Here is a 22,222-nt window from a genome sequence, read left to right on the forward strand (position 1 = left end):
AAGCTTATGTCTTTAACAATACGCTGAATAAATATTGTATTCCTTTCATTCCCCAATCGAAAAAATCACTAAAAAAACTTGACCGGTGTATTCAGAATGTGGAACAGGCAACCTGATAAACAAAAACCGTCATGCCGGCAAAAGCTAAATAAGGACCGAAAGAAATAATGCGGTTATTTTTATTCGCATGTGTTGTCGCGAAATATCCGACAATACCGATTAACGCGGCAATCAATTCCAGGGTGGGCAGTGCCTGCCAGCCGCACCAGGCGCCTAACGCCGCCAGAAGTTTAAAATCGCCATAGCCTAATCCTTCTCGTCCGGTAAGCAGACGAAATGCCCAGTAGAGAGACCAGAGCGAAAGGTAGCCAGCCACCGCCCCCACCAGCGCATCCTTAAGCGGCAGCGTGTGGTCAACGAGGTGTAACAACAGTCCTGCCCACAGCAACGGCTGGGTCAGACAGTCAGGGAGCAACTGATGCTGCCAGTCAATCATCGCCAGCGGCAGCAGAAACGCGGCCAGCAACCACAGTGAGAACAACGCCGGTTCGCCCGGAATGCACAAGGCGGTGAGGCAAAAAAAGAGCGCGGTGACGAGTTCGAGCATCAATAAGCGCAGCGGGATGGCCGTGCCGCACTGCCTGCAGCGCCCGCGCAATACTAGCCAGCTGACCAGCGGGATATTCTCCCAGGCCGCAAGATCATGCTGGCACACCGGGCAGTGAGAGGCCGGAAACAGCAAGTTGCCCGCGCCTTCCTCCTCCATCACCATGCCCGGCACGCGCTCGGCGACAACCCCCAGAAAACTGCCCACCATGCTGCCCAGGATCGCACTCATCACCGGGAACCCCACCGGGTAGATTTCCCGCATCAGCGCAACGGTGTTCATGCGGTTTTGCGCCAGGTGAGCTGCACTTCTGCTTTCACATCACTGAGGTGATCGACCGGTGTAAGGTTCATTTTTTGCAGCCTGACGCCGGAGGTCTGGTTGATTTCCCGCAGCCAGTTTTTTAATTCATACACGTTTACGCGGTTCACCACGAACGATAAGGTTTGCCCGTCCTGACGCACCTCCGTCAGGGAAAGGTTAATTTCATGAGCGCTGTTCTCCACCACCGTGCGCGGGTTATCCGTTTTAATGATCATCACCGGAAGGTGGTGTTTATCTATTTCTCTGCGCATCCAGTTCAGCGTCTCTTTTTGTCGGGTCAGCGTTGATTTGCTATTTTGAATCATATTATCCAGTGGCATCATGCCCGCGTAATAAACAGCCGCGGCCAGGAGGGCAACGGCACCGGTTTTTAAAATATATTTCTCCCGGATGCTGAATTGTTGATAACGCGACGTAAGCTTCGTGATTCGCTCTTTCATTTATATTTCCCTGCGATCATGGCGGTATAAGGTGCAGTGGTAGAAACAGGCTGTAGGGTGAAATCAAAATGCTCCCCTGTTTTCTCCACAAACGACTGCAGCGCGGCCTGGCTTTGAGCACTGACGCTCAGGGTCAGCGCATTTTGTTGCGCATCGTACTCAAGCAGGGAGATCTCAAGTGCGGGTACGGCCTGCCTGGCTTGCTCAAGATCATCCAGCTGCAGGAATATCCCTTTGTGCTGCTTTTTCATGTTTTGACCAAAGTGGTATTTGATATTGGTCTGCTGGCGCATGCTGGGAAAATGGTGCTGATAAACCTGAACGATCTCCTGCTGAACCTGATTTTCCTGCTGTACCAGCATCCAGGCCATCGCGATCCGCGGACCCAGCAACAGCCCGAGAGACAGCAGGCCCGCCGCCGCCATCGCGATTTTTATTCCTTTAGACGCGCTGCCTTTCCCTGCCTTCGGGCTGAATTCACCGTGCAGGAGGGTGACCCGACAGGATTGCCACTGAGGCTGGATCAGCACCAGCGGATGCTGCCACGGTTGCAGAAGATCCACCCCAACACCGGCTGGCGGTTCGCCGTAACAGCACACGTCACCGTCTGGTTTTTTTTGCATCAGCAGCGGCAGCAGGCTGGCCTCCATTTCGCTGGCGACATGGGGCGACAGGCGCAGCCAGTAGCGGTCATCCAGGGCAACCAGCGTGCTTCCTCCTGCCGTCACCGGCAGCAGCCAGGCATCCGGCAGCACCTGAATCACCTTCAAACCGGCCTCCTGGCAACGGGCTAACCACCCGCGCAGAAGATCGGTATCAATCGCCACCGCGTCAACGTCGGCCCCCTTTTTGTGAAGCACCGTCCAGTGAAGGTTGTCCACCTCGCCAATGAGCGTCTCCTCCGCCAGCCACGAGAACGCCGCCGTCTGAGAGGCAACTTTTTTCGGCAACGTAAAATGGCGGAAGATCATGTTGCCCGCGGGCAACAGTAAACAGACCCGGGCCGCGAGAGGATGGTCTGCCAGCGCGTCAAGGCGCTCCACAACGTCAACCTGCTGGCTGCCGGAAGCACACCACATTATTTTCCCGCCCTCACGGCTGTCGGGACGAACAAAAAGTACCTGTTTCATAGCCATCTGCTTTTCTTATTCAATCATTCGGTAACGACGTTGCCACGTCACGATCTCACCGGCTTCGTTATTGACCTGAAGCTGGCTTACCACGCGAAGCGTTAGCGCATCGGTGTTGCCGGTATAGTTAACGCGGAAGTACCGGCTTTGGGTGGAGAGTTGTCCGGCCACCTGCGGAAGGTCGTCTTTCACCTGCGGGAAGGCCTGCTCCAGCGCGTTGCTGAAGGTTTCCATATTTTCCCAGCCGGTTTCAGGTCGCGATTCAATCAGGCGAACGGCATCGTCTTGCGTTATTTTTCCGGGGAACATGGCGGCCAGTAAGGCGGCCTGTTCCGGTTTCAGGGTGTTCACATCCACCTTGCTGGCGGTATCCGGTAAGGCACACAGCAGCGTGCTCACCTTCCGGTATGCCGTTGCCGGAAATGCCGGCAGCAGCGTGATCTCAGCGATCGTGCGCATCATCTGGTTTGCGGGCTGCCGGGGGGGCACCACGCCCGCCCAGGCATCGCTCTCCGCCCCCTCGCTGGCCGTGGTGGTGTCGCCATCCAGATAGTCCACCAGCTGCGAGTAAACCTCGTGCGCCGTGGGCTGGCTGAGACCACTCCCGGTCAGGAGTTGCTCAACAATCTGCTCTTTTCGCGGTTTTTCCGGCACCGCGGGCGCATTTTGCCCCTGCGCGATGTCATCGGCCGCCAGCAGGTTATTCACGTTGAAGCAGTCCTGGGCGTCTTCCACCTGACTGACCACCGTGTAATCGTCACCCCGGGTCTCCAGCGGCTGATGCCAGTCACCCTGCAGGGTAAGGGCTTTACTCTCACCGCTGGCGTCGCTCTGCAGACGATCTTTGACCACCTTCTCCTGAGCCTGCATGGCCCAGCGCAGCTGCTGCTGACTCACCTGGTAATGGGTTTTCTGCAGATTGCGGCAGAACTGCTGGCTGATTCTGGCAGCCAGCGCCGACATCATGACCAGCAGGATCAGTACCACCAGCAGCGCGACGCCTTTCTGTTTACGTAAAGCCTTCATGATGTCGCTTCCGCTGCAGGTGGCGCGGCAGGTGCGTCTGCGGGCGCTGGCGCGGCGGCCTCGGGGATATCGCCCGGCGTTGTAAACACCCAGCGCCAGGTTTCCCCGTTTTCCATCGTCAGCGTCAGCTCGACGCCATCCGGCAGATGTGCCGGGTCGTTCCAGCTTTTTTGCCAGCCCTGACGGTAAAAACGCCACTGCAGGGATTTCACCTCGCCGACAATCGGCACCGCATCGGGTCTGGCATCCGCCGGGCTGTCAATCACCGGCCAGACATCCCGGTACAGTCGCCCCTCTTCCAGCCGCCAGCGCACGCGCTCCAGCTGTACGGTTCCGCTCACGCCGTTCAGCGTGGTCAGCTCAAGGCCGTCATCCCCCTGACGAAATGTATCCGGCTCGTTGCGCGGCGCACGCGCCTGAAGCTGATAGAAATCGCGCTCCATCAGGCTCCAGGCACGCTGCAGCTGATTGAGCTTTGCCGCGCTGGCCTCCGTCGTCGAACTGGTGCGCATCGCCCCGTCGAGGATTTGCCAGGCCAGGGTGCTGATCACCGCAAAAATGGTCAGCGCAATCATGATCTCCAGCAGGGTAAATCCCCGCTGGCGTCGGATTTTCTTCACGGTTCCTCTCCCGGCGCGATGACCTGCAGTGAAATAACCGGCTGGCTTTCATCGCCTTCGGCATAGACGCGGATGGCATTCGCCCAGCCGTTAGCCGCGGTTTTTACGCGCTGCTTTCGCCAGGCCCAGCTGCGCCCGCCCATGACCTCTGCCCCCTGCGCTTCAGCGTCAGGAAAATCACGTCTGTTGAGCTGCGCCTCCGCCAGTTGATTTTCGGCGACCCAGCTGGCCTGCAATGTATCGGCCAGCCCGTGGGTGAAACGCACGTTCAGGGAGACCGAGTTCATCAGCGCCAGTGCGGCGGTGGAGAAGATGACCAGCGCGACCATCACCTCCAGCAGCGTCATCCCCTTTTGCTTTCTCTTGCCGTTAGCCATCGTTTTCTACCGTTACAGGGGCCGCGCCTTGCGACACCACGCGGAAATGGTGCGCGTTGTCGCGGCTTTGCAGCGCCAGCGTAAAGCGGCTGATTTCACCGTCCGGCAGAAATAACACCTGCGGTTCGGATGTCACCGTGGCGGCGAGACGCTGCGGCGTGAGCGAGACGTGCATCTCCGGCGGGAAATCACCCCGGGTCGTTATCCGCCCCGCGGATAACGACACCCAGTGACGTTCACCGTTTTTATCCTCGAGCGTCACCAGCCGGTATTTATCCGCGGTCATAACCAACCCCACGATATTTCCGTCCATCACCGCCCGGTCTGAACCATAATCAACGAGGGCTTTTAATTGCTGACCAAATATATCCGCACCGCTGCGTGAGGGTATTGTTGAAACCACCATCATGGCGCAGCTGGCAAATATCACCAGCGCCAGAATAATTTCCAGCAACGTAAAGCCGCGTTGACGTTTCATTATTTCTCTTTCTTATCCAGAGACCAGTTTGTAATATCATCGGCGGTATTGGCTTCGCCATCCGGACCTGCGGAGAAAACGTCTACGGCACCGTGTTCACCCGGGCTGACCAGAATATAATCCCCGCCCCACGGGTCCTGCGGCAGGCGGCGGATATAACCGTCCGCACGGTAGCCGTTGGGAATGGGCGCAATCTCTGGCTTCGTGACCAGCGCCTGCAAGCCCTGCTCGGTGGTGGGATAGCGGTGATTATCCAGCTTATACATATCCAGCGAGCCTTCGAGCGCGACGATATCGCTGGTCGCTTTTTGGGTATCCGCTTTTTCTTTATTACCCATTAAATTGGGTACCACCATACTCGCGAGTACGCCGAGAATAACAATAACCACCATTAATTCGAGCAAGGTGAAGCCCGCCTGGCGAGCCAGGTGTTTACGTTTTATAGCCATGATTTAACCTACCATATTATTAAGTTGCAGAAGCGGTTGTAATATTGACAGGACGATGAATAAAACAATCGTCGCCATAGATACCACCAGTGCCGGTTCAAATACCGACAACGTTAACGTAATACGATGCTGTAATGCCGATTCCTGGTTTTCCGCCGCGCGGTCCATTAAATGGCCTAATTCCCCACTCTCTTCCCCGGAGGCAATCATATACAGCATGGTCGGCGGGAATAATTTCGCCTGCTCCAGAGCCGCATAAAGCGATGCACCCTGGCGCACGGTATCCGCCGCCTGCTCCAGCACCTGCCGGGCATACCGGTTTTCGATCCCGTCCATCGCGATATACATCCCCTCCAGCAGCGGCACGCTACTGGCCTGCAAAATGCTCAGGGTACGGATATAGCGGGCGCTGTTGATGGCGCAGACCAGCTTTTTGACGGGCGAACCGTTCACCAGCCAGCCGTGCCAGCGAAAACGATTTTTAGCGTTTCGAAGCCAGGCCTTAAAACCCATCATCCCGCCTGCCAGGCTGCCGACGATATAGAGGCCGTAAACCTGCAGGAAATCACTCACCGCGATCAGCGTGCGGGTGGTGATCGGCAGCTGCTGTTTCATATGGGTGAACTGCTCAATCACCTGGGGCACAACCGCCACCAGCAGAATGCCGATCACCGCGATGGCCACCACGGTCAGGGTGATCGGGTAGACCATCGCCTGCGTGAGCTTGCTTTTCATCTTCTGACGCTGCTCGTTGTACTCGGCCAGCTTTTCCAGCACGTCGCCCAGATGGCCGGTCTTTTCACCGGCCATTACCAGCGTGCAGTAGAGCTTGTCGAAGCTGCGCGGAAACTGGCTGAAAGCGTCAAACAGCGTATGCCCTTCCACCACCTTCTCGCGGATGTCCACTACCATCGCCGCGAGCTTTTTGTCCTCCGTCTGTTTCGCGATTGCCTTCAGCGCGCTCTCTAGCGGCAGCGCAGCGTTGACGAGCGTCGACAACTGACGGGTAAACATCGACAGCACCGGCGTGGAGAGTTTTGCCCCGGCGTTCGCATTACCGGCAGCCGCAACCTCACGGGTTTCGTTGATACTGACGGGCATCAGCTTTTGCTCGCGCAACATCTGGCGAACCTGCTTTTGCCCCTCAGCCTGCAACGTGCCACGCCGGGTTTTGCCCGCGGTATCCCTCGCCGTCCAGGCGTAGAAGGCCATTAGGCATCTCCTCCGCGCTCGGCGGTGACGCGCATCACCTCTTCCAGCGAAGTGACGCCGCCGATCACCTTCAGCAGCCCGTTCTCACGCAGGCTGTAGGCCTGCTTAAAAAGTTCGGTTTCGATGGCCATTTCGTCTTTATCTTCATGAATGGCGCGGCGCAGGGTGCTGTCGACCACCAGAAACTCATGAATACCGGCGCGCCCCTGATAGCCGCTCTGGCGGCAGTGTTCGCACCCCACCGCGCGATAGATCGCGTGTGGCGGCTGGTCCATAAAGCTGAACAGCGCCTTTTCATTGTCATCCAGCGGACTGGTGGTACGGCAGTGCGGACACAGCCGACGCACCAGACGCTGGGCAATGACCCCCAGTAACGATGAACCGATTAAAAATGACTCCAGCCCCATATCCCGCAGGCGGGTTATCGCCCCGGCGGCGCTGTTGGTGTGCAGCGTAGACATGACCAGGTGACCGGTGAGCGACGCCTGCACCGCAATTTGTGCCGTCTCGGCGTCACGGATTTCGCCGATCATCACCACGTCCGGGTCCTGGCGCAGAATCGCGCGCAGCCCGCGGGCAAAGGTCATGTCCACGCGCGGGTTAACCTGCGTCTGCCCCACCCCTTCCAGCTCGTATTCAATGGGATCTTCTACGGTCAGGATGTTGCGCTCATGGCCGTTCAGCGCCGACAGAATCGCGTACAGGGTGGTACTTTTACCGGAACCCGTTGGCCCGGTGACCAGGATAATGCCGTGCGGGCGGTCAATCAGCCCTTGTAACTTCTCCCGTTCTTCATCAATCAGCCCAAGCTTGTTGATATCAGGCTTGAGATTGCTTTTATCGAGCAGACGCATGACCACGCGTTCACCATACTGGGACGGAATGGTCGATACGCGCACGTCGACCGCCTTACGGCCAATGCGCAGGGAAATACGGCCATCCTGCGGCAGACGTTTCTCCGCGATATCCAGCCGGGACATCACCTTGATACGCGAAACCAGCAGCGGCGCGAGCTTACGCGCGGGCTGCAACACCGGACGCAGCACGCCGTCGACGCGAAAGCGAATGCTCAGCGTACGCTCGAAGGTTTCAATATGAATATCCGACGCGCCCTCTTTTACCGCCTCGCCGAGAATGGCGTTGATCAGGCGGATCACCGGCGAGTTTTCATCGTTATCGAGCAGATCTTCGTTGTCCGGGATCTCCTCGGTTAACGCCATCAGATCGATATCGGCGTCCATATCGTCCACCAGTTGCTGGGACACCCCGCTGCTCTGCTGCCAGATCCTGGCCAGCATTTCATCGAAGGCTTCCGCCGTCAGGGTGACCGGGACAAACGCGCGTCCCAGCACCCGGCGCACTTCCAGCAGCGCGAGTGCCGGGGTGTCATCACGGATATAGACCGCATCGTGAAAAAATAAAACGCCGTTATCTTTTGCGTAGCCGCTGCTACACAGGGTTTTGCTCAGTTCGTCCACGTGATACCTCCGCCTTATTCTTTAAACGGATTGCGGGACGCGCTGGTTTTCACCGTTGCAGCACTCGCAGCAGGGAACGCGGGTAACACGGCGTTATCCGCCGGTTCAATGATCCCGAGCTTTTTCTCCTCAACGCGCTGCTGCTGACGGGCGCGGATCTGGTCATATTTCTCTTTCGACGCCGCGCTGTAGTTGTCGTCGTCACGCAGCACGGTGGTATGAATAAAGACCATCAGGTTGCGTTTGGACGCGTCCTGCGAGGTGTAGCGGAAAAGCTGCCCGACCAGCGGAATATCACCCAGCAGCGGCACTTTGGACACCGACTGCTTAGTGACATTCTCCATCAGGCCACCGAGCACCACCGTTTGCCCGCTGTGCACCATCACTTCGTTATTGATGGTTCGGGTATTAAAGGTTGGGCCAAGGCTGGCGTCTTCCGTTGCGCTGTTGTCGACGCTTGAGACTTCCTGCTCAATCTTCAGGTGGATCATGTCGCCGTCGTTGATTTGCGGCACAATTTTCAGTTTGGTCCCCACCGTCTTGCGCTCTACGGAGTTAAAGACATTATCACCACTGGTGGTCTGCGAACCGGAAAGCACCGGCACGTCCTGACCGACATTAAATGACGCCTCTTTGTTATCCAGCGTGACCACGCTTGGCGTGGAAAGAATGTCGTTTTTGCCGTCAGTTGAGAGCGCGGTCATCAGCGCACCGAAATCACCGTTAAAGAAGCCGGTCGCCAGGCCAGTAAAGCTGGCGCCCTTGATGGTGCCATTTTTTATCTGACTAATGGGCAGGCCGGTGGAGCCGAACTGGACGCCGCCGTGCTTGCCGGTCCACTGCACGCCGAGATCCAGACCGTTGCCGTCCTGCACTTCAGCAATGATGGCTTCCACCAGCACCTGCGGACGGCGGATGTCGAGCTTGTCGATCACCTTCTCAAGGGAGTTCATCACGTTAGGCTGCGCGGTGATCACCAGCGAGTTGGTTGACTCGTCGGCGGTAATATTCAGATCGGTTGCCGCGGTGGCCGTTTTCGCCTTCGCGGTGCCGGCTTTGTCTTTCAGCTGTTCGCCAATACCGGTGAGCACCGGAACCACTTTGGTGGCGCTGGCGTACTTGAGATAGAAGACGCGGGTATTCCCCTCGTTGTTCTGCTCGCGATCTAACTCATGGATCAGGCTGCGGGTACGCGTGCGCGCATCTTCCGAACCGCTGATCACCAGGCTGTTGGTTTCGTCATCCGCCACCACTTTGGTGGCCAACTGCGGCGCGTTCTGCCCTTTCTGCTCTTCATTGTTGAGATTATTCAACATGTCGGAGAGCGCTTTGGCGGAAGCAAAGCGCAGGGGGACGATTTCGCGACGCTGTACACCGTCTTTATCCACGCGCTGGACCAGATCCACCAGCCGGTTCACCACGGACGCTTTACCGGTTAACAGCAGCACGTTGGAAGGCTCGAAGTGCACCACGTTGCCGATGCCGGTAGAATCGTTCAGTTGACGCAACAGCGGCGCGAGTTCACGCACCGGCACGTTTTCCATGCGCACGACACGGGTAATAATCTCATCGCCTTTGCCCGGGTTTGTGCTGTCTGCCAGCGGCGCACCGGCGGTACGGGCCACGCTTGAGCGCACCACTTTAACCATGCCGTTATCCATCGGGATCACCGAGAGACCGTAGAGATCCAGCACGCTCAGGAAGAACTGGTAATACTCATCCTCCGTCAGCACGTTGTAGGTTCTGACAGATACGGAGCCCTGAACCGACGGGTCGACGAGAATGGTTTTGTTAAGGTTGCGGCCTACCGTATCGATAAACTCGCGGATATCGGTATTTTTAAAACTCGCGCTAAAGTTGGCTGCGAGCAGCGAACCCGAATATAACGACAATGCGGTCAGCGCCACGCACGCCCATGGAAATTTCTTCATGTCTGTACACTTATTAATTGTTAAGAACATTGACCCGAATATTTTCAAGGTGAGCGTGACGTCTGACGACAACCTCCGCTTCTTTCATTTTTGACCATTCAGCAATAATATTTTTTGCCTTTACTTCATCGGTCATATCGACAGCATTCACTTCGACTGCCACATCCCCTTTTTTCAGTCCTGAATGGCTATAAAAGGAAGAGGCATTCCGGGGATTAATGGCATAGCCTTCCAGTTGGCCTTTTTCGACAACCGGTTTTAATACCAGATAATCATTCAGATGCAGCGTGTCTGCGCCTGCATCTTTTGTCGATTTGGTTACCGGGCCGCTATCAACGCCGCCCTTGAAATAATCCGGTTTCTTTAAGGCCAGCGTCTGCGTGATGCCTTCATAATTCACGACGACACTGTCTTTGTTAATTTCCTGAATAAAGGCATCGTTAAAACCGGTCAGCGGCTCCCCTTCGCGGTAGCTCTTCTGGCCCGCGGGCGTTTTAATAACGGCGAAGGAAAGCCAGGGGTCATCACTGCGCACAATGCCTTCTATTTCCGCCGCCAGCGGGGCTTTTAGCGCAGCCGGCCCAGTGTCCTGACGTGTTGCCGCCGTGAAAAGCGTGAATGTTTTCTCTTCGCGGCGGTTTTTCAGCGGCTGCGCATCAGAGTTAGCCAACCTATTCGTAACCTTTTTATAATCTTTAAACGTGAAATACCCTTGCTGGCCGCTAAAAATTAACAGCGCCAACATCATGCAAGGGGTTATCCACCGTGACAGAAATGAGAACCTCATTTTTCATCTGGCCTTTAACAAAGCGAAAATAAGCAGCATCACGCTGCGACAAAACGTGTGAAGAGAGTAATGAGACGCGGTGAATACGACCATCGACTTCGCCACCAACTTTAATAAAGAAAATTATTGACCGTCTAAAACCGAGGTGTTAGGACATTTCTGCCGGATATTTTTACCCAGTTGAAAAATTGATCGCCCCGTCTCCTTACCGTAATTTCACGACCTGTTGCTATTCCTAATCAGAGACGGTAAGTCGTTATGTATCAGAGCCACTTTACTTTTAAAACCCCGCCCTTCAGGAAGGTCACCCGCTTATCCGGGGATTTTCTGGTGCCTTATCATCAGGACGTCTTTAACCTGCTGAAAGAGAAAACCCAACAGGCGGGAATATGCGGGCTCTTTAGCGACGATACTTCGCTGTTGGGCCAGTTCAGCGATGCGCTGAAAAACAGCGACAACCGCGTTCTTGCCATCAACGCGTTTCCAAAACTGAGCGCCAGTAGCCTGCTGTACAAGCTCAGCCCGGACACGAAAGCAATCGCCAGCCGTATTCAGGCGGTCGATACCGTGCTGCAGCAGTGGCAGGCCGGGAAAACACAGGCCACCGTGCTGGTCATTTCCCATACTGAAGCCATGAAAGAGACCTGCCGGACGGTGCTGGGTATGTTGCTCACCCGTGCGCAGGAGCTGGAGTTTCATTTATCGGTGGTGCTGACGGGCGCGGAAAATCAGGCGGCGCGGCTACAGCAATCTGATCTGCGCGAATATGTGCATACCCACCACACCTTGCGCCCCCTGACCTGCCGTGAATATCTCAGCTACGTGCAGGCGCAGTGCGAAGAGCACGGGGGCGAAAGTTCGCCGTTATCCCCGGCGCGCGTGCGTAAGATGCACGCAATGACAAAAGGGAAAATCAGTGAACTGAATGCGCTGGCGCACCTGTCGATGCTCGCGGCCTGGACCGAACGCGCAAGCCAGGTCAGTCCGCGACATTTACGCCTGGCGGTCGCAGAGGTGCTGCCCGCGAAAAAACAGGGTAAGCGTCTGGCAACGGTTTCACTGTTTGCCTCTGTGCTGTTCGCGGCTTGCGGCTGGTATTTCACCGCCTCAATGACTGCTCGCCTCCCGGTTTCTCTGCCGGTCCCGATAAGCTGGAAACACCCGGCCGCCCCCGTTCAGGCCCCCGTCGTGCCGGTTATCGACAAGGAAATAGTCAATCAGCCGGACGCGATGCATCAGCTTTATCTGATGTGGGGGTATGACGCCTCGGCGGACGATGCGCTGTGTCAAAACGCGGTGAAGGTAAACCTGATGTGTAAGCAGGGAAATGCCTCTCCGGATGCGCTGGCAGGCGAAGGTTATCCGTGGGTGAGCGAGCTCAAAACCGGCAATCATCTTAACTATGCGGTGGTCGCCCGCGTCGGAGAAACCTCGATGGACCTGCTGATGAATAACCGGACCTGGCAGGTCAGTCGCAGCTGGTTTAACCGGCATGCAACCGGAAACTATACACAACTGCACCGCCTGACGCCGGAAGGTAAAGACGCCATCAGCGCAACCAGTGACGGCAAAGAGATGACCTGGCTTGATCAGCAGCTGAGCCAGGCCCTTTCTCAGCCTGAAACCCACGCTCAGCGCTGGACTGCGGAGATGATGAAACGCACCCGCGCGTTCCAGCAAAAAATGCATCTGCATGTGGACGGTATTCCCGGCGAAGAGACATTGATGCAGTTAATGCGGGAAACCAACACCACGCCAAGCGTATTGATCCAGGCTTCGCATGCGATACCGGATGCGAAAATGCAGGAGAAGCATTCCTGATGTCTACTATCAGCCTTGCGGCTCAGCGCAGTTACACCACCGGGGAAGCGGTCTGGTTTTCATATCGTCTTCCCGGACTGAGACACGTTTTTGCCCACACCGTTTTAGGACTCCTGGGTCTGTGCGCCATGCTGATGGCCGGGTTGTACGCGCATGTGTATTGGGATCTGCGCCACCCTGCCCCCGCCCCCATCAACGCGAGCAGCGCCAGACCGGAAACACAGCTTTCAGATATGCATTATGTGTATGTGAGCAAACCCTTCCCGCATCCGCACCCTAAACCTGCGCCGGTGCATGAGGATATGCCTGCCCTGCAGGATCTGCCGATTAACGGCGATGATACCGACTGGCAGCAGGCGCCTGAAGGAGCGGCTCAGCACGATACCGCGCGGGATACGTTACCCGGTACCGGGGCACACACCGACGCTTCTGCACGGGCTGGCAGCGACAGTTCCTCATTAACAGAATTGTTTAAGCAGGCGTTAAAAGAACAAGAGCAGGATTATTCGCAAGGCAAAATTCCCGCGCCGCCGGTTGACGAAACGCAGGATATTTCCCGGTCCCCTTTACGTCATAAAGGAGACCGGCTGGAGTAATTAATATTTTTCAGGCAAGGATGTCAGGTTAAGGAGTCGCCCCTTTTCCACCACAATATACTGACCCTTTTTCAGGTCAGAGAGAATTTTAATAATGGTACTGCGTGCCAGGTTGGTGTATTCCTGAATATAGTCATATATATTGATATCACGCTGATGCTGAACAATCAGTTCATTAATCTCGTATAAAAATTCGCGCACTACCGAATAGGCGCTGCGGGCAACCAGCACATCGTCACGCTTACTCAGCATACAAATATACCAGGAGAGCACTTTCGTCAGTTCCGGCCACAGATTGTTTTCAGTCATTAGCTGGGCGAAGTCCTCTTTTTTTATCGAGCGCACGACGGTATTTGACCGAATGAGGCCATACATGTGCGTGGCGCTGTAAAACATAGAACAAAGCCCAAATATACACGGCCCCTGAACGGTGAACATGCACAGTTCATCAGATTCGCGGCGGAACTCAACGTCGCCACTGACGATAATATGAATATACTGTGAATCACTGGTAGATAATTTCTGCCACTTTTTTAACGTCTTCTCTTCAAATCCTGACGTTGCAGAAATAATTGCATTGACTTCGTTTTGCGGACGTAATTTTTTACCGTAGATGCTTAACATTATTATACCCAATTTAAGATGTGAAATATAAAACTCAGGATTAAGACGTAAGGCCTCAACCCAGGAATATTTTCCTGATGAAACACTCAAGGAGAAAATAAAAGTAGAAATTGTTTACGTTAATTTGCTGCTTTACTTAGCAAGCTATGTGTCCATCTTAAATCCGGATAATTTTAAGTCAATTAACTAAAAATGAATTGAGTTTGTACTTAAGATTAATCTTACTTAAATTACGCGAAAAATACTCACGAGGGGGTATCCCGCAGGATCACCCCTGTCCGTACTTTTCCAGAAGCGCTTCAGCGATGGCCAGCGTTTCACGGTCAGCCACACCATTCCACAGCTGTGGACGGAAGTGCATTTGAAACGCGGTAATCACTCTTTTCTGCTGCTGGGCTGTGGCAGCCTCCGGCACTTCATAGCCATACCGCGCTAACAGATCGAGCAGCAGTGCGCTGTCCACTTCCTGATAGCGTGGCTGCCCATTGAGATAAAAGTTGACGCGGTCCGGATCGGGCCAGGCACCAATTCCCTGCTGCGCCAGTTCGCGCCAGGGGAACAGCGGGCCGGGATCGTCTTTACGCTGGGGGGCAATATCAGAGTGCGCGACGACGTTCTGCGGCTTAATGTCGTAGCGGGCGATAATGTCTTTGGCGAGCGGGATCAGAGCCGCAATTTGCGCCGGCTCGAACGGGGTGAAATGTTTTACTCCCGCCGTTTTTAGCCAGCCCCGGTTTTCCAGCTCAATCCCCACGGAGGTGTCATTAATACGGTTAGTGCCGCGCCAGAAGCTGATGCCGGCATGCCATGCCAGTTCGCTCTCCGGTACCAGCTGCCAGATACGCGGTTTGCCCTCAGGGGCAGGCGGTTTGGCGGGGATCAGGTAGTGAGAGCTGACATTCTTGTCGGTTAACGTCGCCAGCGAGCTGTCAAAGTCATCAGCGGTGTAGTGGATCACCAGCACCTTTATACGTGGGTAAGCCGCCTGGGCCTGATGGCGGGTATCCAGCTCATAGGCACCTTTATCAATAATGCCTTTTTCCGTGGCGCACCCTGCCAGCAACAGCGCCAGCAGGAGTGTGGCAAGCGAGCGCTTCATCGACGGGTTTTCACCGCCGTACCGCTTACGCTCACCATCAGCATGCTGGCATCTTTACCGACCGTTTCGTAGTCAATATCGATGCCTACCACGGCATCTGCACCCAGCGCCTTGGCCTGCTCGCCAAGCTCTTTAAACGCAATTTCGCGGGCTTTGCGCAGCTCTTTCTCATACGCGCCAGAACGTCCCCCCACGATATCGCGAATGCCGGCAAAGAAGTCCCGGAAAATGTTCGCGCCCAGTATGGCTTCGCCGGTGACCACGCCGCAATACTCGGTAATAGGTTGCCCTTCCAGGGTAGGCGTTGTTGAAAACTGCATACTTTCTCTCCTTCTTTAGCGTTCAATGCCTTAGGTACAGCATTATCGGTTCGTTACGCTATGATTGAAAGGATAGTTAATAAATAAGGAAATCAACATGCGCTATTCAGCTTTAACACTTTTCGTGCCCTGCGCGCTGGTGCTCAGCGCCTGCACCACCACGGTCACGCCAGCCTTTAAGGATATTGGTACCCGCAGCGGCCCATGCATTGAGGGCGGCCCGGATACCGTGGCGCAACAGTTCTATGATTACCGCATACAGCACCGTAGCAATGATATTACCGCCCTGCGACCGTATCTGAGTGACGGCCTGGCGAAACTGCTGAGCGACGCCACCCGCGATCCGCAGCATAACGCGCTGCTTAAATCCGATCCGTTCTCCAGCCGCGCCACGCTGCCTGACAGCGCCGAGGTCACCAGTGCTTCAACGATCCCAAACACCGATGCGCGAAACATTCCCCTGCGCGTCAAACTGACCCAGGGAACCCAGACCTGGCAGGATGAAGTGCTGATGATCCGTGAAGGTCAGTGCTGGGCGGTGGACGACGTAAGGTACGTCGGTGGCAGCGTTCACGCCCCGGCAGGCACGCTCCGCCAGTCGATTGAAAACCGCTAAGCCTCCCGTTTAAAAAGCGTTAACCCCGTAAAATGTGCGGCATTTCATGCGGAATGCCGACATTTATACTCGCCGACATTGCCGTTCGCTATTTTGTGCTATGTTTAGAGGGTATTGCGGGTTATATTTAACTTTTAACGCAGAAATATTGCATAACTATTCTGTCAACGGTACTATCTGCGGCCTCAATTGCTATAGATTGCCTGGATGAGTAAAGACTGCCCCGATGAGTATTAAACTAAACGGCATTAACTGCTTCTACGGCGCACACCAGGCGCTGTTTGACATCACGCTGGACTGCCCGGAAGGCGAAACGCTGGTTTTGCTTGGCCCAAGCGGTGCAGGTAAAAGCTCCCTTCTGCGTGTCCTTAATCTGCTTGAAATGCCCCGTTCGGGTACGCTGGCTATCGCCGGTAACCATTTTGATTTCGCGAAAACACCGTCTGATAAAGCGATTCGTGAACTGCGTCAAAACGTTGGCATGGTCTTCCAGCAATACAATCTCTGGCCGCATCTGACCGTACTGCAAAACCTGATCGAAGCCCCGTGCCGCGTGCTGGGCTTAAGCAAAGATCAGGCGATCGCGCGTGCGGATAAGCTGCTGGAGCGTCTGCGCCTTAAGCCTTACAGCGACCGCTATCCGCTGCACCTGTCCGGTGGTCAGCAGCAACGTGTGGCGATTGCCCGTGCGCTGATGATGGAGCCTGCGGTACTGCTGTTTGATGAACCGACCGCGGCGCTGGATCCCGAAATTACCGCCCAGATCGTGAGCATCATTCGCGAGCTGGCGGAAACCCATATTACTCAGGTCATCGTAACCCATGAAGTGGAAGTGGCGCGCAAAACGGCCAGCCGCGTGGTCTACATGGAAAACGGGTATATCGTTGAGCAAGGTGATGCGAGCTGCTTCTCAAACCCGCAAACCGATGCGTTCAAAAACTATTTATCTCATTGATTGTGTCAGGGGAAATGATAATGAAAAAAGTATTACTTGCCGCGCTGCTCGCCAGCGTCACCCTTTCCGCTACCGCAGCCCAGACGATTCGTTTCGCGACTGAAGCGTCTTATCCTCCGTTTGAATCCATTGATGCGAACAATAAAATTGTCGGCTTTGACGTGGATCTGGCAAACGCCCTGTGTAAAGAGATCGACGCAACCTGTACCTTCAGCAACCAGGCGTTCGACAGCCTGATCCCAAGCCTGAAGTTCCGCCGTATCGACGCCGTTATGGCCGGAATGGATATCACCCCTGAGCGCGAAAAACAGGTTCTGTTCACCACCCCTTACTACGACAACTCTGCCCTGTTTATTGGTCAGAAAGGCAAATTCACGTCGGTTGATCAGCTGAAAGGCAAGAAAGTGGGCGTGCAGAACGGCACCACGCACCAGAAATTCATCATGGATAAACACCCGGAAATCACCACCGTTCCGTATGACAGCTACCAGAATGCGAAGCTGGATCTGCAGAATGGCCGTATTGATGGCGTGTTCGGCGACACCGCCGTGGTGACCGAGTGGCTGAAAGCCAACGATAAACTGGCGCCAGTGGGCGATAAAGTGACCGACAAGGATTACTTCGGCACGGGTCTGGGTATTGCCGTTCGTCAGGGCAACACTGAGCTGCAGCAGAAATTCAACGCTGCGCTGGAAAAAGTGAAGAAAGACGGCACCTACGAAACCATCTACAAAAAATGGTTCCAGAAGTAATTCCTGATGAATGAAATTTTTCCTTTAGCAAGCGCCGCCGGGATGACCGTCGGCCTTGCCGTTTGCGCACTGATTATCGGCCTTGTGCTGGCGATGATCTTTGCGGTATGGGAATCAGCAAAATGGTTCCCTGTCGCATGGGCCGGCTCAGCGCTGGTCACCGTGCTGCGCGGGCTGCCTGAAATTCTGGTGGTCCTGTTTATCTATTTTGGCTCCTCGCAGCTGCTGTTAACGCTGTCGGACGGCTTCACCCTCAATCTGGGTGTGGTGCAGATCCCGGTGCAGATGCAGATTGAGAACTTTGACGTCAGCCCGTTCCTGTGCGGCGTGATTGCCCTCTCTCTGCTTTATTCCGCGTATGCCTCGCAAACCCTGCGCGGTGCGCTGAAAGCGGTTCCGCAGGGACAGTGGGAGTCTGGCCAGGCGTTAGGCTTGTCGAAATCGGCGATCTTCTTCCGTCTGGTGATGCCGCAGATGTGGCGTCATGCGCTGCCCGGGCTGGGTAACCAGTGGCTGGTGCTGCTGAAAGATACCGCGCTGGTAAGCCTGATCAGCGTGAACGATTTAATGCTGCAAACCAAAAGTATTGCGACCCGTACCCAGGAGCCGTTTACCTGGTACATCGTGGCGGCGGCTATCTACCTGGTGATCACGCTGGTGAGTCAGTACATCCTCAAGCGCATTGATCTGCGTGCGACGCGCTTTGAACGGAGACCAGGCTGATGCTTGACTATTTTCCGGAGCTGATGAAAGGGCTGCACACCAGCCTGACGCTGACCGTCGCATCGATCATCGTGGCGCTGATCCTGGCGTTGATCTTTACCATCGTCCTGACGCTAAAAACGCCGGTGCTGGTATGGATTGTGCGAGCCTACATTACCTTGTTCACCGGTACACCGCTGCTGGTGCAGATCTTCCTGATTTACTACGGCCCGGGCCAGTTCCCGTCGCTGCAGGAGTATCCGGTTATCTGGCACCTGCTTTCTGAGCCATGGCTGTGCGCCCTGATTGCCCTTTCGCTGAACAGTGCGGCCTATACCACGCAGCTGTTCTACGGGGCTATTCGTGCCATCCCGGAAGGGCAATGGCAGTCCTGTGGTGCGCTGGGCATGAGCAAGAAAGACACGCTGGCTATTTTGCTGCCGTACGCGTTTAAACGTGCGCTCTCCTCCTATTCCAACGAAGTGGTGCTGGTTTTCAAGAGTACGTCTCTGGCCTACACCATCACGCTGATGGAAGTCATGGGCCACGGGCAGCTGCTCTACGGACGCACCTATGACGTCATGGTGTTTGGTGCCGCGGGCGTGGTCTATCTGGTGGTGAACGGTTTGCTGACGCTGATGATGCGCCTTATCGAACGTAAAGCGCTGGCGTTTGAGCGCCGTAATTAATCACAGATTTGCATAAATTTTATTGACGAAGACGGGCAAGTCTAACGACTGCCCGTCTTTTTTTATGGGTTAAATAATATTTAATCATTTTTATTGAATATAAATTCATTAAATGGCATTGTATTTCCATGCCGCAGACACGGCGCATAAGACAGACTGACAGACGGGAGCATTACAATGAAAAAGTTAGTTCTGGCCGCTTTACTGGCCACTTTCGCCGCTGGCGCATCAGCTGCAGATAAAATCAACTTCGGCGTTTCGGCCACCTATCCGCCGTTTGAGTCGCTGGATGCCAGCAACCAGATTGTCGGTTTTGATATCGACCTCGCCAAAGCCCTGTGCAAACAGATGCAGGCCGACTGCACGTTCACTAACCATGCGTTTGACAGCCTGATCCCGTCGCTGAAATTCAAAAAATACGACGCGGTGATCTCCGGGATGGACATCACCCCAGAGCGTAGCAAGCAGGTTACCTTCACCGACCCGTACTACGCCAACTCGGCGGTGGTCATTGCGAAGAAAGGGGCTTACACATCCTTTGACCAGCTAAAAGGCAAACGCATTGGGATGGAAAACGGCACCACGCACCAGAAATACCTGCAGGACAAACATCCTGAAGTGAAAACCGTGGCCTATGACAGCTACCAGAATGCCATTATCGACCTGAAAAATGGCCGTATTGATGGGGTCTTCGGTGACACTGCGGTGGTGAACGAGTGGCTGAAAACCAACCCACAGCTCGGCACCGCGACCGAAAAAGTGACCGATCCACAGTACTTCGGTACGGGCCTGGGCATTGCGGTGCGTCCGGATAACAAAGCCCTGCTGGAAAAACTGAATGGCGCGCTGAAAGCAATTAAAGCTGACGGCACGTACAAGAAAATCAGCGATCGGTGGTTCCCGCAATAACAGCTTTTGTCGGGTAGCCTGGCCTACGGGGGTGGTCTGTAGGCCGGGCAAACCCGGCAATTTCACAGTGGAACAAAGAAGCGAAAACGAGCCCCGTTCGTGGACTCCATCAGCCTGATCCCCCCGCCGTGCAGTTCCAGCATGCGTTTCACAATCAACAGTCCCAACCCGCCACGGTTTTCCCGTGATGCCTGCTGATTTAACGCCGAAGGACGCTCAAACAGATCGTTGCGAAGAGAAGCATCAACGCCGGTTCCATTATCAGCCACCTCAACCTGTAGCTGCGCGTTCTCCTGCCAGACCGCCAGACGAACCTCTCCACCGGTCGGCGTATGCCGCATCGCGTTATCCAGCAGGTTAGTCACCACCCGCTCAATCATCGAGACATCGGCATTCACCAGCGGCAATGGGCCCGGTACATCAATGCGCAGGTTCACCTCCCGCGTGCGGGCCGTAAGTTCAAATTTCTGCGCCACGTCTGAAATCAGCTCCCCCATGGCAAAACGCTCGCGCTGCGGTTTGATGCCGCCGTGCTCAAGGCGCGCCAGTTCAAACAGCTGCTGCGAAAGATGACGCACTTTCTGACCCTGGCGCAGCGCCGTGGCGAGATACTGCTGGTGCTCCTGCGGCGTCAGCGTCGCGGATTTCAGCGACAGCGTTTCGAGATAGCCCAGCAAGGAGGTGAGCGGCGTGCGTAAATCGTGCGAGATATTGGCGATAAACTCCCGGCGCTGGCGATCGCTGTCGGCCAGCTGATCCCACTGCAGGGTGATTTTACGGGCCAGCTCGATAAACGTATTGCGCAGCGTGGCCACTTCATCCTTTACCGTGGTTTCAGTAGGCTGCGCCGCCAGCTGCTTAATGGCGCTAATGCTGTCCTGCTCCAGCCCGGCCACTTCCTGCGTAAGACGTTTGACCGGACGCGTTACCCAGTACCAGACCAGTAACCCCGCCAGCACACCAAACAGCGCGACCCACATCAATGACCACAGGACGGTGCTCCAGAGCGCCTGATGCCAGGCCATCTCCGCCAGCGCGTTTGACTCTTCGCCCTGCAGAATAATGTACAGATAGCCTTTCAGTTCTCCGTCCTGACGCAACGGCGTTGCGCTGAAAACCTTTTTGTTCTGGCTTCGCGGGTCATCGCCCAGTACCGGCCGTGCGGCATCACTGAGGAAAGTCTGCACCGGCCCGAGGTCGATTTTTTGCCGCTGGATATGCCCCGGCGGCGCGGCGTCAGCCAGCAGTTCGCCATCAGGCGAGACAACGTACAGTTCGACGCTTGGATTGAAGGTCATCAGCCGGTCAAAGAGCGGTTTCAGCGCGTGGCGATCAACCCTGCCCTGCGCATCCAGAATCGGTTCCCGCTGGACAATCTGCTGCGCCAGGCCACCGGACAGCCGCTGCACCATTGCATTACCGTACTGCGTGGTGCTGTAAAGTTGCACCGCGCAGGCGATGGTCGCACAGAGCGTCAGCAGCAGAATAAACAGCAGCGTCAGGCGCTGGCTCAGGCTAAAGCGGCGCATCGTTTGGCTCCGCAAATTTGTAGCCTTTGCCCCAGACGGTGCGAATGATCTCCGGCTCGGCGGCGTCCTTCTCAATCTTGATGCGCAGGCGGTTAATGTGGGTGTTGACGGTGTGTTCGTAACCTTCGTGCTGATAGCCCCAGACCTGTTCCAGCAGCGCCAGACGCGAGAAAACTTCACCGGGATGACGGGCAAAGAAGTACAGCAGTTCAAACTCGCGCGGGGTGAGATCCACCACCTGGCCGTGCAAAAGCACGCTGCGCGCCAGCGGGTCGAGCGTCAGGCCGTGAGCCTGAATATTCCCGGCACTTTGCGCCTGCCCCATCGCCTGCTGGCGTCGGAACAGCGCCTTGATACGCGCGATCAGCTCCTGTACCGAAAACGGCTTGGCCAGATAATCGTCCGCCCCGGTTTCCAGCCCGGTAATACGGTCGGTTTCACTGCTGCGGGCGCTGATGATGATCACCGGCAGGTAGCGGGTCATCTGGCGGATGCGACGGCAAATCTCCAGACCGTCGACATTGGGGAGCATTAAATCAAGGATCACCGCGTCCCACGGCTGCTTCTCGAGGCGCTGTAAGGCATTGCCCCCGTCGGGCTCGTGGGTGATGGCGTAGCCTTCATCTTCTAAGTTGAGGCGCAGAAGCGCCGCGATATCGTGGTCATCTTCCACCAGCAGGATCTGCTTCATGGGTAAGCCTTCTTCAATTCTGATGAGATAAGCTTACCTGATTTCGCAGGCGGACAGAGT

Annotated in this window: 25 protein-coding genes; 8 read left to right on the plus strand and 17 right to left on the minus strand. The window is 55.6% G+C overall.

What is annotated here, in order from left to right; all coding sequences use genetic code 11:
• Positions 1-91: 91 nt before the first annotated feature.
• The 12 genes from F8561_RS13020 to gspC are packed head-to-tail and all read right to left on the minus strand — an operon-like array spanning position 92 to position 10,817.
• A complete protein-coding gene (locus F8561_RS13020) occupies positions 92-889 on the minus strand; it encodes a prepilin peptidase (RefSeq protein ID WP_151887558.1) in 798 nt (265 codons plus the stop codon).
• Positions 886-1,371: a type II secretion system protein GspM gene (gene gspM / locus F8561_RS13025; protein ID WP_151887559.1), complete on the minus strand. Its 486-nt coding sequence runs from the start codon at positions 1,369-1,371 to the stop codon at positions 886-888. Before gspM ends, F8561_RS13020 begins: the two co-directional genes overlap by 4 nt.
• Positions 1,368-2,501 (minus strand): type II secretion system protein GspL, encoded by a 1,134-nt coding sequence (gene gspL / locus F8561_RS13030; protein ID WP_151887560.1) that lies wholly within the window; start codon positions 2,499-2,501, stop codon positions 1,368-1,370. Before gspL ends, gspM begins: the two co-directional genes overlap by 4 nt.
• A 15-nt stretch (positions 2,502-2,516) precedes the next feature.
• The gene (gspK, locus tag F8561_RS13035) at positions 2,517-3,527 is read right to left on the minus strand and encodes a type II secretion system minor pseudopilin GspK (RefSeq protein WP_078774806.1); all 1,011 of its coding nucleotides are present in this window, start codon (positions 3,525-3,527) and stop codon (positions 2,517-2,519) included.
• A complete protein-coding gene (gspJ, locus tag F8561_RS13040; RefSeq protein WP_151887561.1) occupies positions 3,524-4,147 on the minus strand; it encodes a type II secretion system minor pseudopilin GspJ in 624 nt (207 codons plus the stop codon). The genes gspK and gspJ overlap by 4 nt, the downstream gene beginning before the upstream one ends.
• Entirely contained in the window at positions 4,144-4,524 is a 381-nt protein-coding gene (gene gspI / locus F8561_RS13045; protein WP_014169336.1) for a type II secretion system minor pseudopilin GspI, read from the minus strand. The genes gspJ and gspI overlap by 4 nt, the downstream gene beginning before the upstream one ends.
• Positions 4,517-5,002, minus strand: coding sequence for a type II secretion system minor pseudopilin GspH (gene gspH, locus F8561_RS13050; protein ID WP_014169335.1), 486 nt, complete (start codon positions 5,000-5,002; stop codon positions 4,517-4,519). The genes gspI and gspH overlap by 8 nt, the downstream gene beginning before the upstream one ends.
• Positions 5,002-5,451 (minus strand): type II secretion system major pseudopilin GspG, encoded by a 450-nt coding sequence (gene gspG, locus F8561_RS13055; RefSeq protein ID WP_014169334.1) that lies wholly within the window; start codon positions 5,449-5,451, stop codon positions 5,002-5,004. Before gspG ends, gspH begins: the two co-directional genes overlap by 1 nt.
• 3 nt (positions 5,452-5,454) lie before the next feature.
• Positions 5,455-6,663, minus strand: coding sequence for a type II secretion system inner membrane protein GspF (gspF, locus tag F8561_RS13060; protein ID WP_014169333.1), 1,209 nt, complete (start codon positions 6,661-6,663; stop codon positions 5,455-5,457).
• Positions 6,663-8,141, minus strand: coding sequence for a type II secretion system ATPase GspE (gspE, locus tag F8561_RS13065; protein WP_047355707.1), 1,479 nt, complete (start codon positions 8,139-8,141; stop codon positions 6,663-6,665). The genes gspF and gspE overlap by 1 nt, the downstream gene beginning before the upstream one ends.
• Positions 8,142-8,155: 14 nt before the next feature.
• Complete coding sequence (gene gspD / locus F8561_RS13070) at positions 8,156-10,072, minus strand: type II secretion system secretin GspD (RefSeq protein ID WP_151887562.1); 1,917 nt, start codon at positions 10,070-10,072, stop codon at positions 8,156-8,158.
• A 13-nt stretch (positions 10,073-10,085) separates the two neighbouring features.
• A complete protein-coding gene (gspC, locus tag F8561_RS13075) occupies positions 10,086-10,817 on the minus strand; it encodes a type II secretion system protein GspC (RefSeq protein ID WP_032670654.1) in 732 nt (243 codons plus the stop codon).
• Positions 10,818-11,117: 300 nt separating this feature from the next.
• Here gspC and F8561_RS13080 point away from each other — a divergent pair, with 300 nt between their 5' ends.
• Positions 11,118-12,680: an ExeA family protein gene (locus F8561_RS13080; RefSeq protein WP_151887563.1), complete on the plus strand. Its 1,563-nt coding sequence runs from the start codon at positions 11,118-11,120 to the stop codon at positions 12,678-12,680.
• Entirely contained in the window at positions 12,680-13,276 is a 597-nt protein-coding gene (locus F8561_RS13085) for a hypothetical protein (RefSeq protein ID WP_047955284.1), read from the plus strand. Before F8561_RS13080 ends, F8561_RS13085 begins: the two co-directional genes overlap by 1 nt.
• Here F8561_RS13085 and F8561_RS13090 read toward each other — a convergent pair whose 3' ends face one another.
• The 3 genes from F8561_RS13090 to F8561_RS13100 form a co-directional block, all read right to left on the minus strand.
• Positions 13,277-13,900 (minus strand): helix-turn-helix domain-containing protein, encoded by a 624-nt coding sequence (locus F8561_RS13090; RefSeq protein WP_044859041.1) that lies wholly within the window; start codon positions 13,898-13,900, stop codon positions 13,277-13,279.
• Positions 13,901-14,168: 268 nt separating this feature from the next.
• The gene (locus tag F8561_RS13095) at positions 14,169-14,999 is read right to left on the minus strand and encodes an N-acetylmuramoyl-L-alanine amidase (protein WP_014169326.1); all 831 of its coding nucleotides are present in this window, start codon (positions 14,997-14,999) and stop codon (positions 14,169-14,171) included.
• Positions 14,996-15,319 carry a heavy metal-binding domain-containing protein gene (locus F8561_RS13100; RefSeq protein WP_006174327.1) on the minus strand — a complete coding sequence of 108 codons (324 nt, stop codon included), beginning with the start codon at positions 15,317-15,319 and terminating at the stop codon, positions 14,996-14,998. The genes F8561_RS13095 and F8561_RS13100 overlap by 4 nt, the downstream gene beginning before the upstream one ends.
• A gap of 97 nt (positions 15,320-15,416) precedes the next feature.
• On the opposite strand from F8561_RS13100, the gene F8561_RS13105 reads away from it, so the two are divergent.
• The 6 genes from F8561_RS13105 (at position 15,417) to artJ (ending at position 19,942) form a co-directional block, all read left to right on the plus strand.
• A complete protein-coding gene (locus F8561_RS13105; RefSeq protein WP_014169325.1) occupies positions 15,417-15,935 on the plus strand; it encodes a lipoprotein in 519 nt (172 codons plus the stop codon).
• 226 nt (positions 15,936-16,161) lie between these two features.
• Positions 16,162-16,890: an arginine ABC transporter ATP-binding protein ArtP gene (artP, locus tag F8561_RS13110; protein ID WP_014169324.1), complete on the plus strand. Its 729-nt coding sequence runs from the start codon at positions 16,162-16,164 to the stop codon at positions 16,888-16,890.
• Between the two features lie 20 nt (positions 16,891-16,910).
• On the plus strand, positions 16,911-17,642 hold the full coding sequence (artI, locus tag F8561_RS13115) for an arginine ABC transporter substrate-binding protein ArtI (RefSeq protein ID WP_020884864.1): 732 nt from the start codon (positions 16,911-16,913) through the stop codon (positions 17,640-17,642).
• Positions 17,643-17,648: 6 nt separating this feature from the next.
• Positions 17,649-18,365, plus strand: a complete 717-nt coding sequence (artQ, locus tag F8561_RS13120) for an arginine ABC transporter permease ArtQ (RefSeq protein WP_014169322.1) — start codon at positions 17,649-17,651, stop codon at positions 18,363-18,365.
• A complete protein-coding gene (gene artM / locus F8561_RS13125; protein WP_025204592.1) occupies positions 18,365-19,033 on the plus strand; it encodes an arginine ABC transporter permease ArtM in 669 nt (222 codons plus the stop codon). The genes artQ and artM overlap by 1 nt, the downstream gene beginning before the upstream one ends.
• A gap of 177 nt (positions 19,034-19,210) precedes the next feature.
• Positions 19,211-19,942, plus strand: coding sequence for an arginine ABC transporter substrate-binding protein ArtJ (gene artJ / locus F8561_RS13130; RefSeq protein ID WP_040017023.1), 732 nt, complete (start codon positions 19,211-19,213; stop codon positions 19,940-19,942).
• Between the two features lie 62 nt (positions 19,943-20,004).
• Here the strand turns inward: artJ and F8561_RS13135 are convergent, their stop codons facing one another.
• A complete protein-coding gene (locus F8561_RS13135; protein WP_151887564.1) occupies positions 20,005-21,471 on the minus strand; it encodes an ATP-binding protein in 1,467 nt (488 codons plus the stop codon).
• The gene (locus tag F8561_RS13140) at positions 21,458-22,162 is read right to left on the minus strand and encodes a response regulator transcription factor (RefSeq protein ID WP_014169317.1); all 705 of its coding nucleotides are present in this window, start codon (positions 22,160-22,162) and stop codon (positions 21,458-21,460) included. Before F8561_RS13140 ends, F8561_RS13135 begins: the two co-directional genes overlap by 14 nt.
• Positions 22,163-22,222: the final 60 nt, after the last annotated feature.

The sequence above is a fragment of the Enterobacter sp. 198 genome, assembly GCF_009025585.1.
Lineage (GTDB): Bacteria > Pseudomonadota > Gammaproteobacteria > Enterobacterales > Enterobacteriaceae > Enterobacter > Enterobacter ludwigii.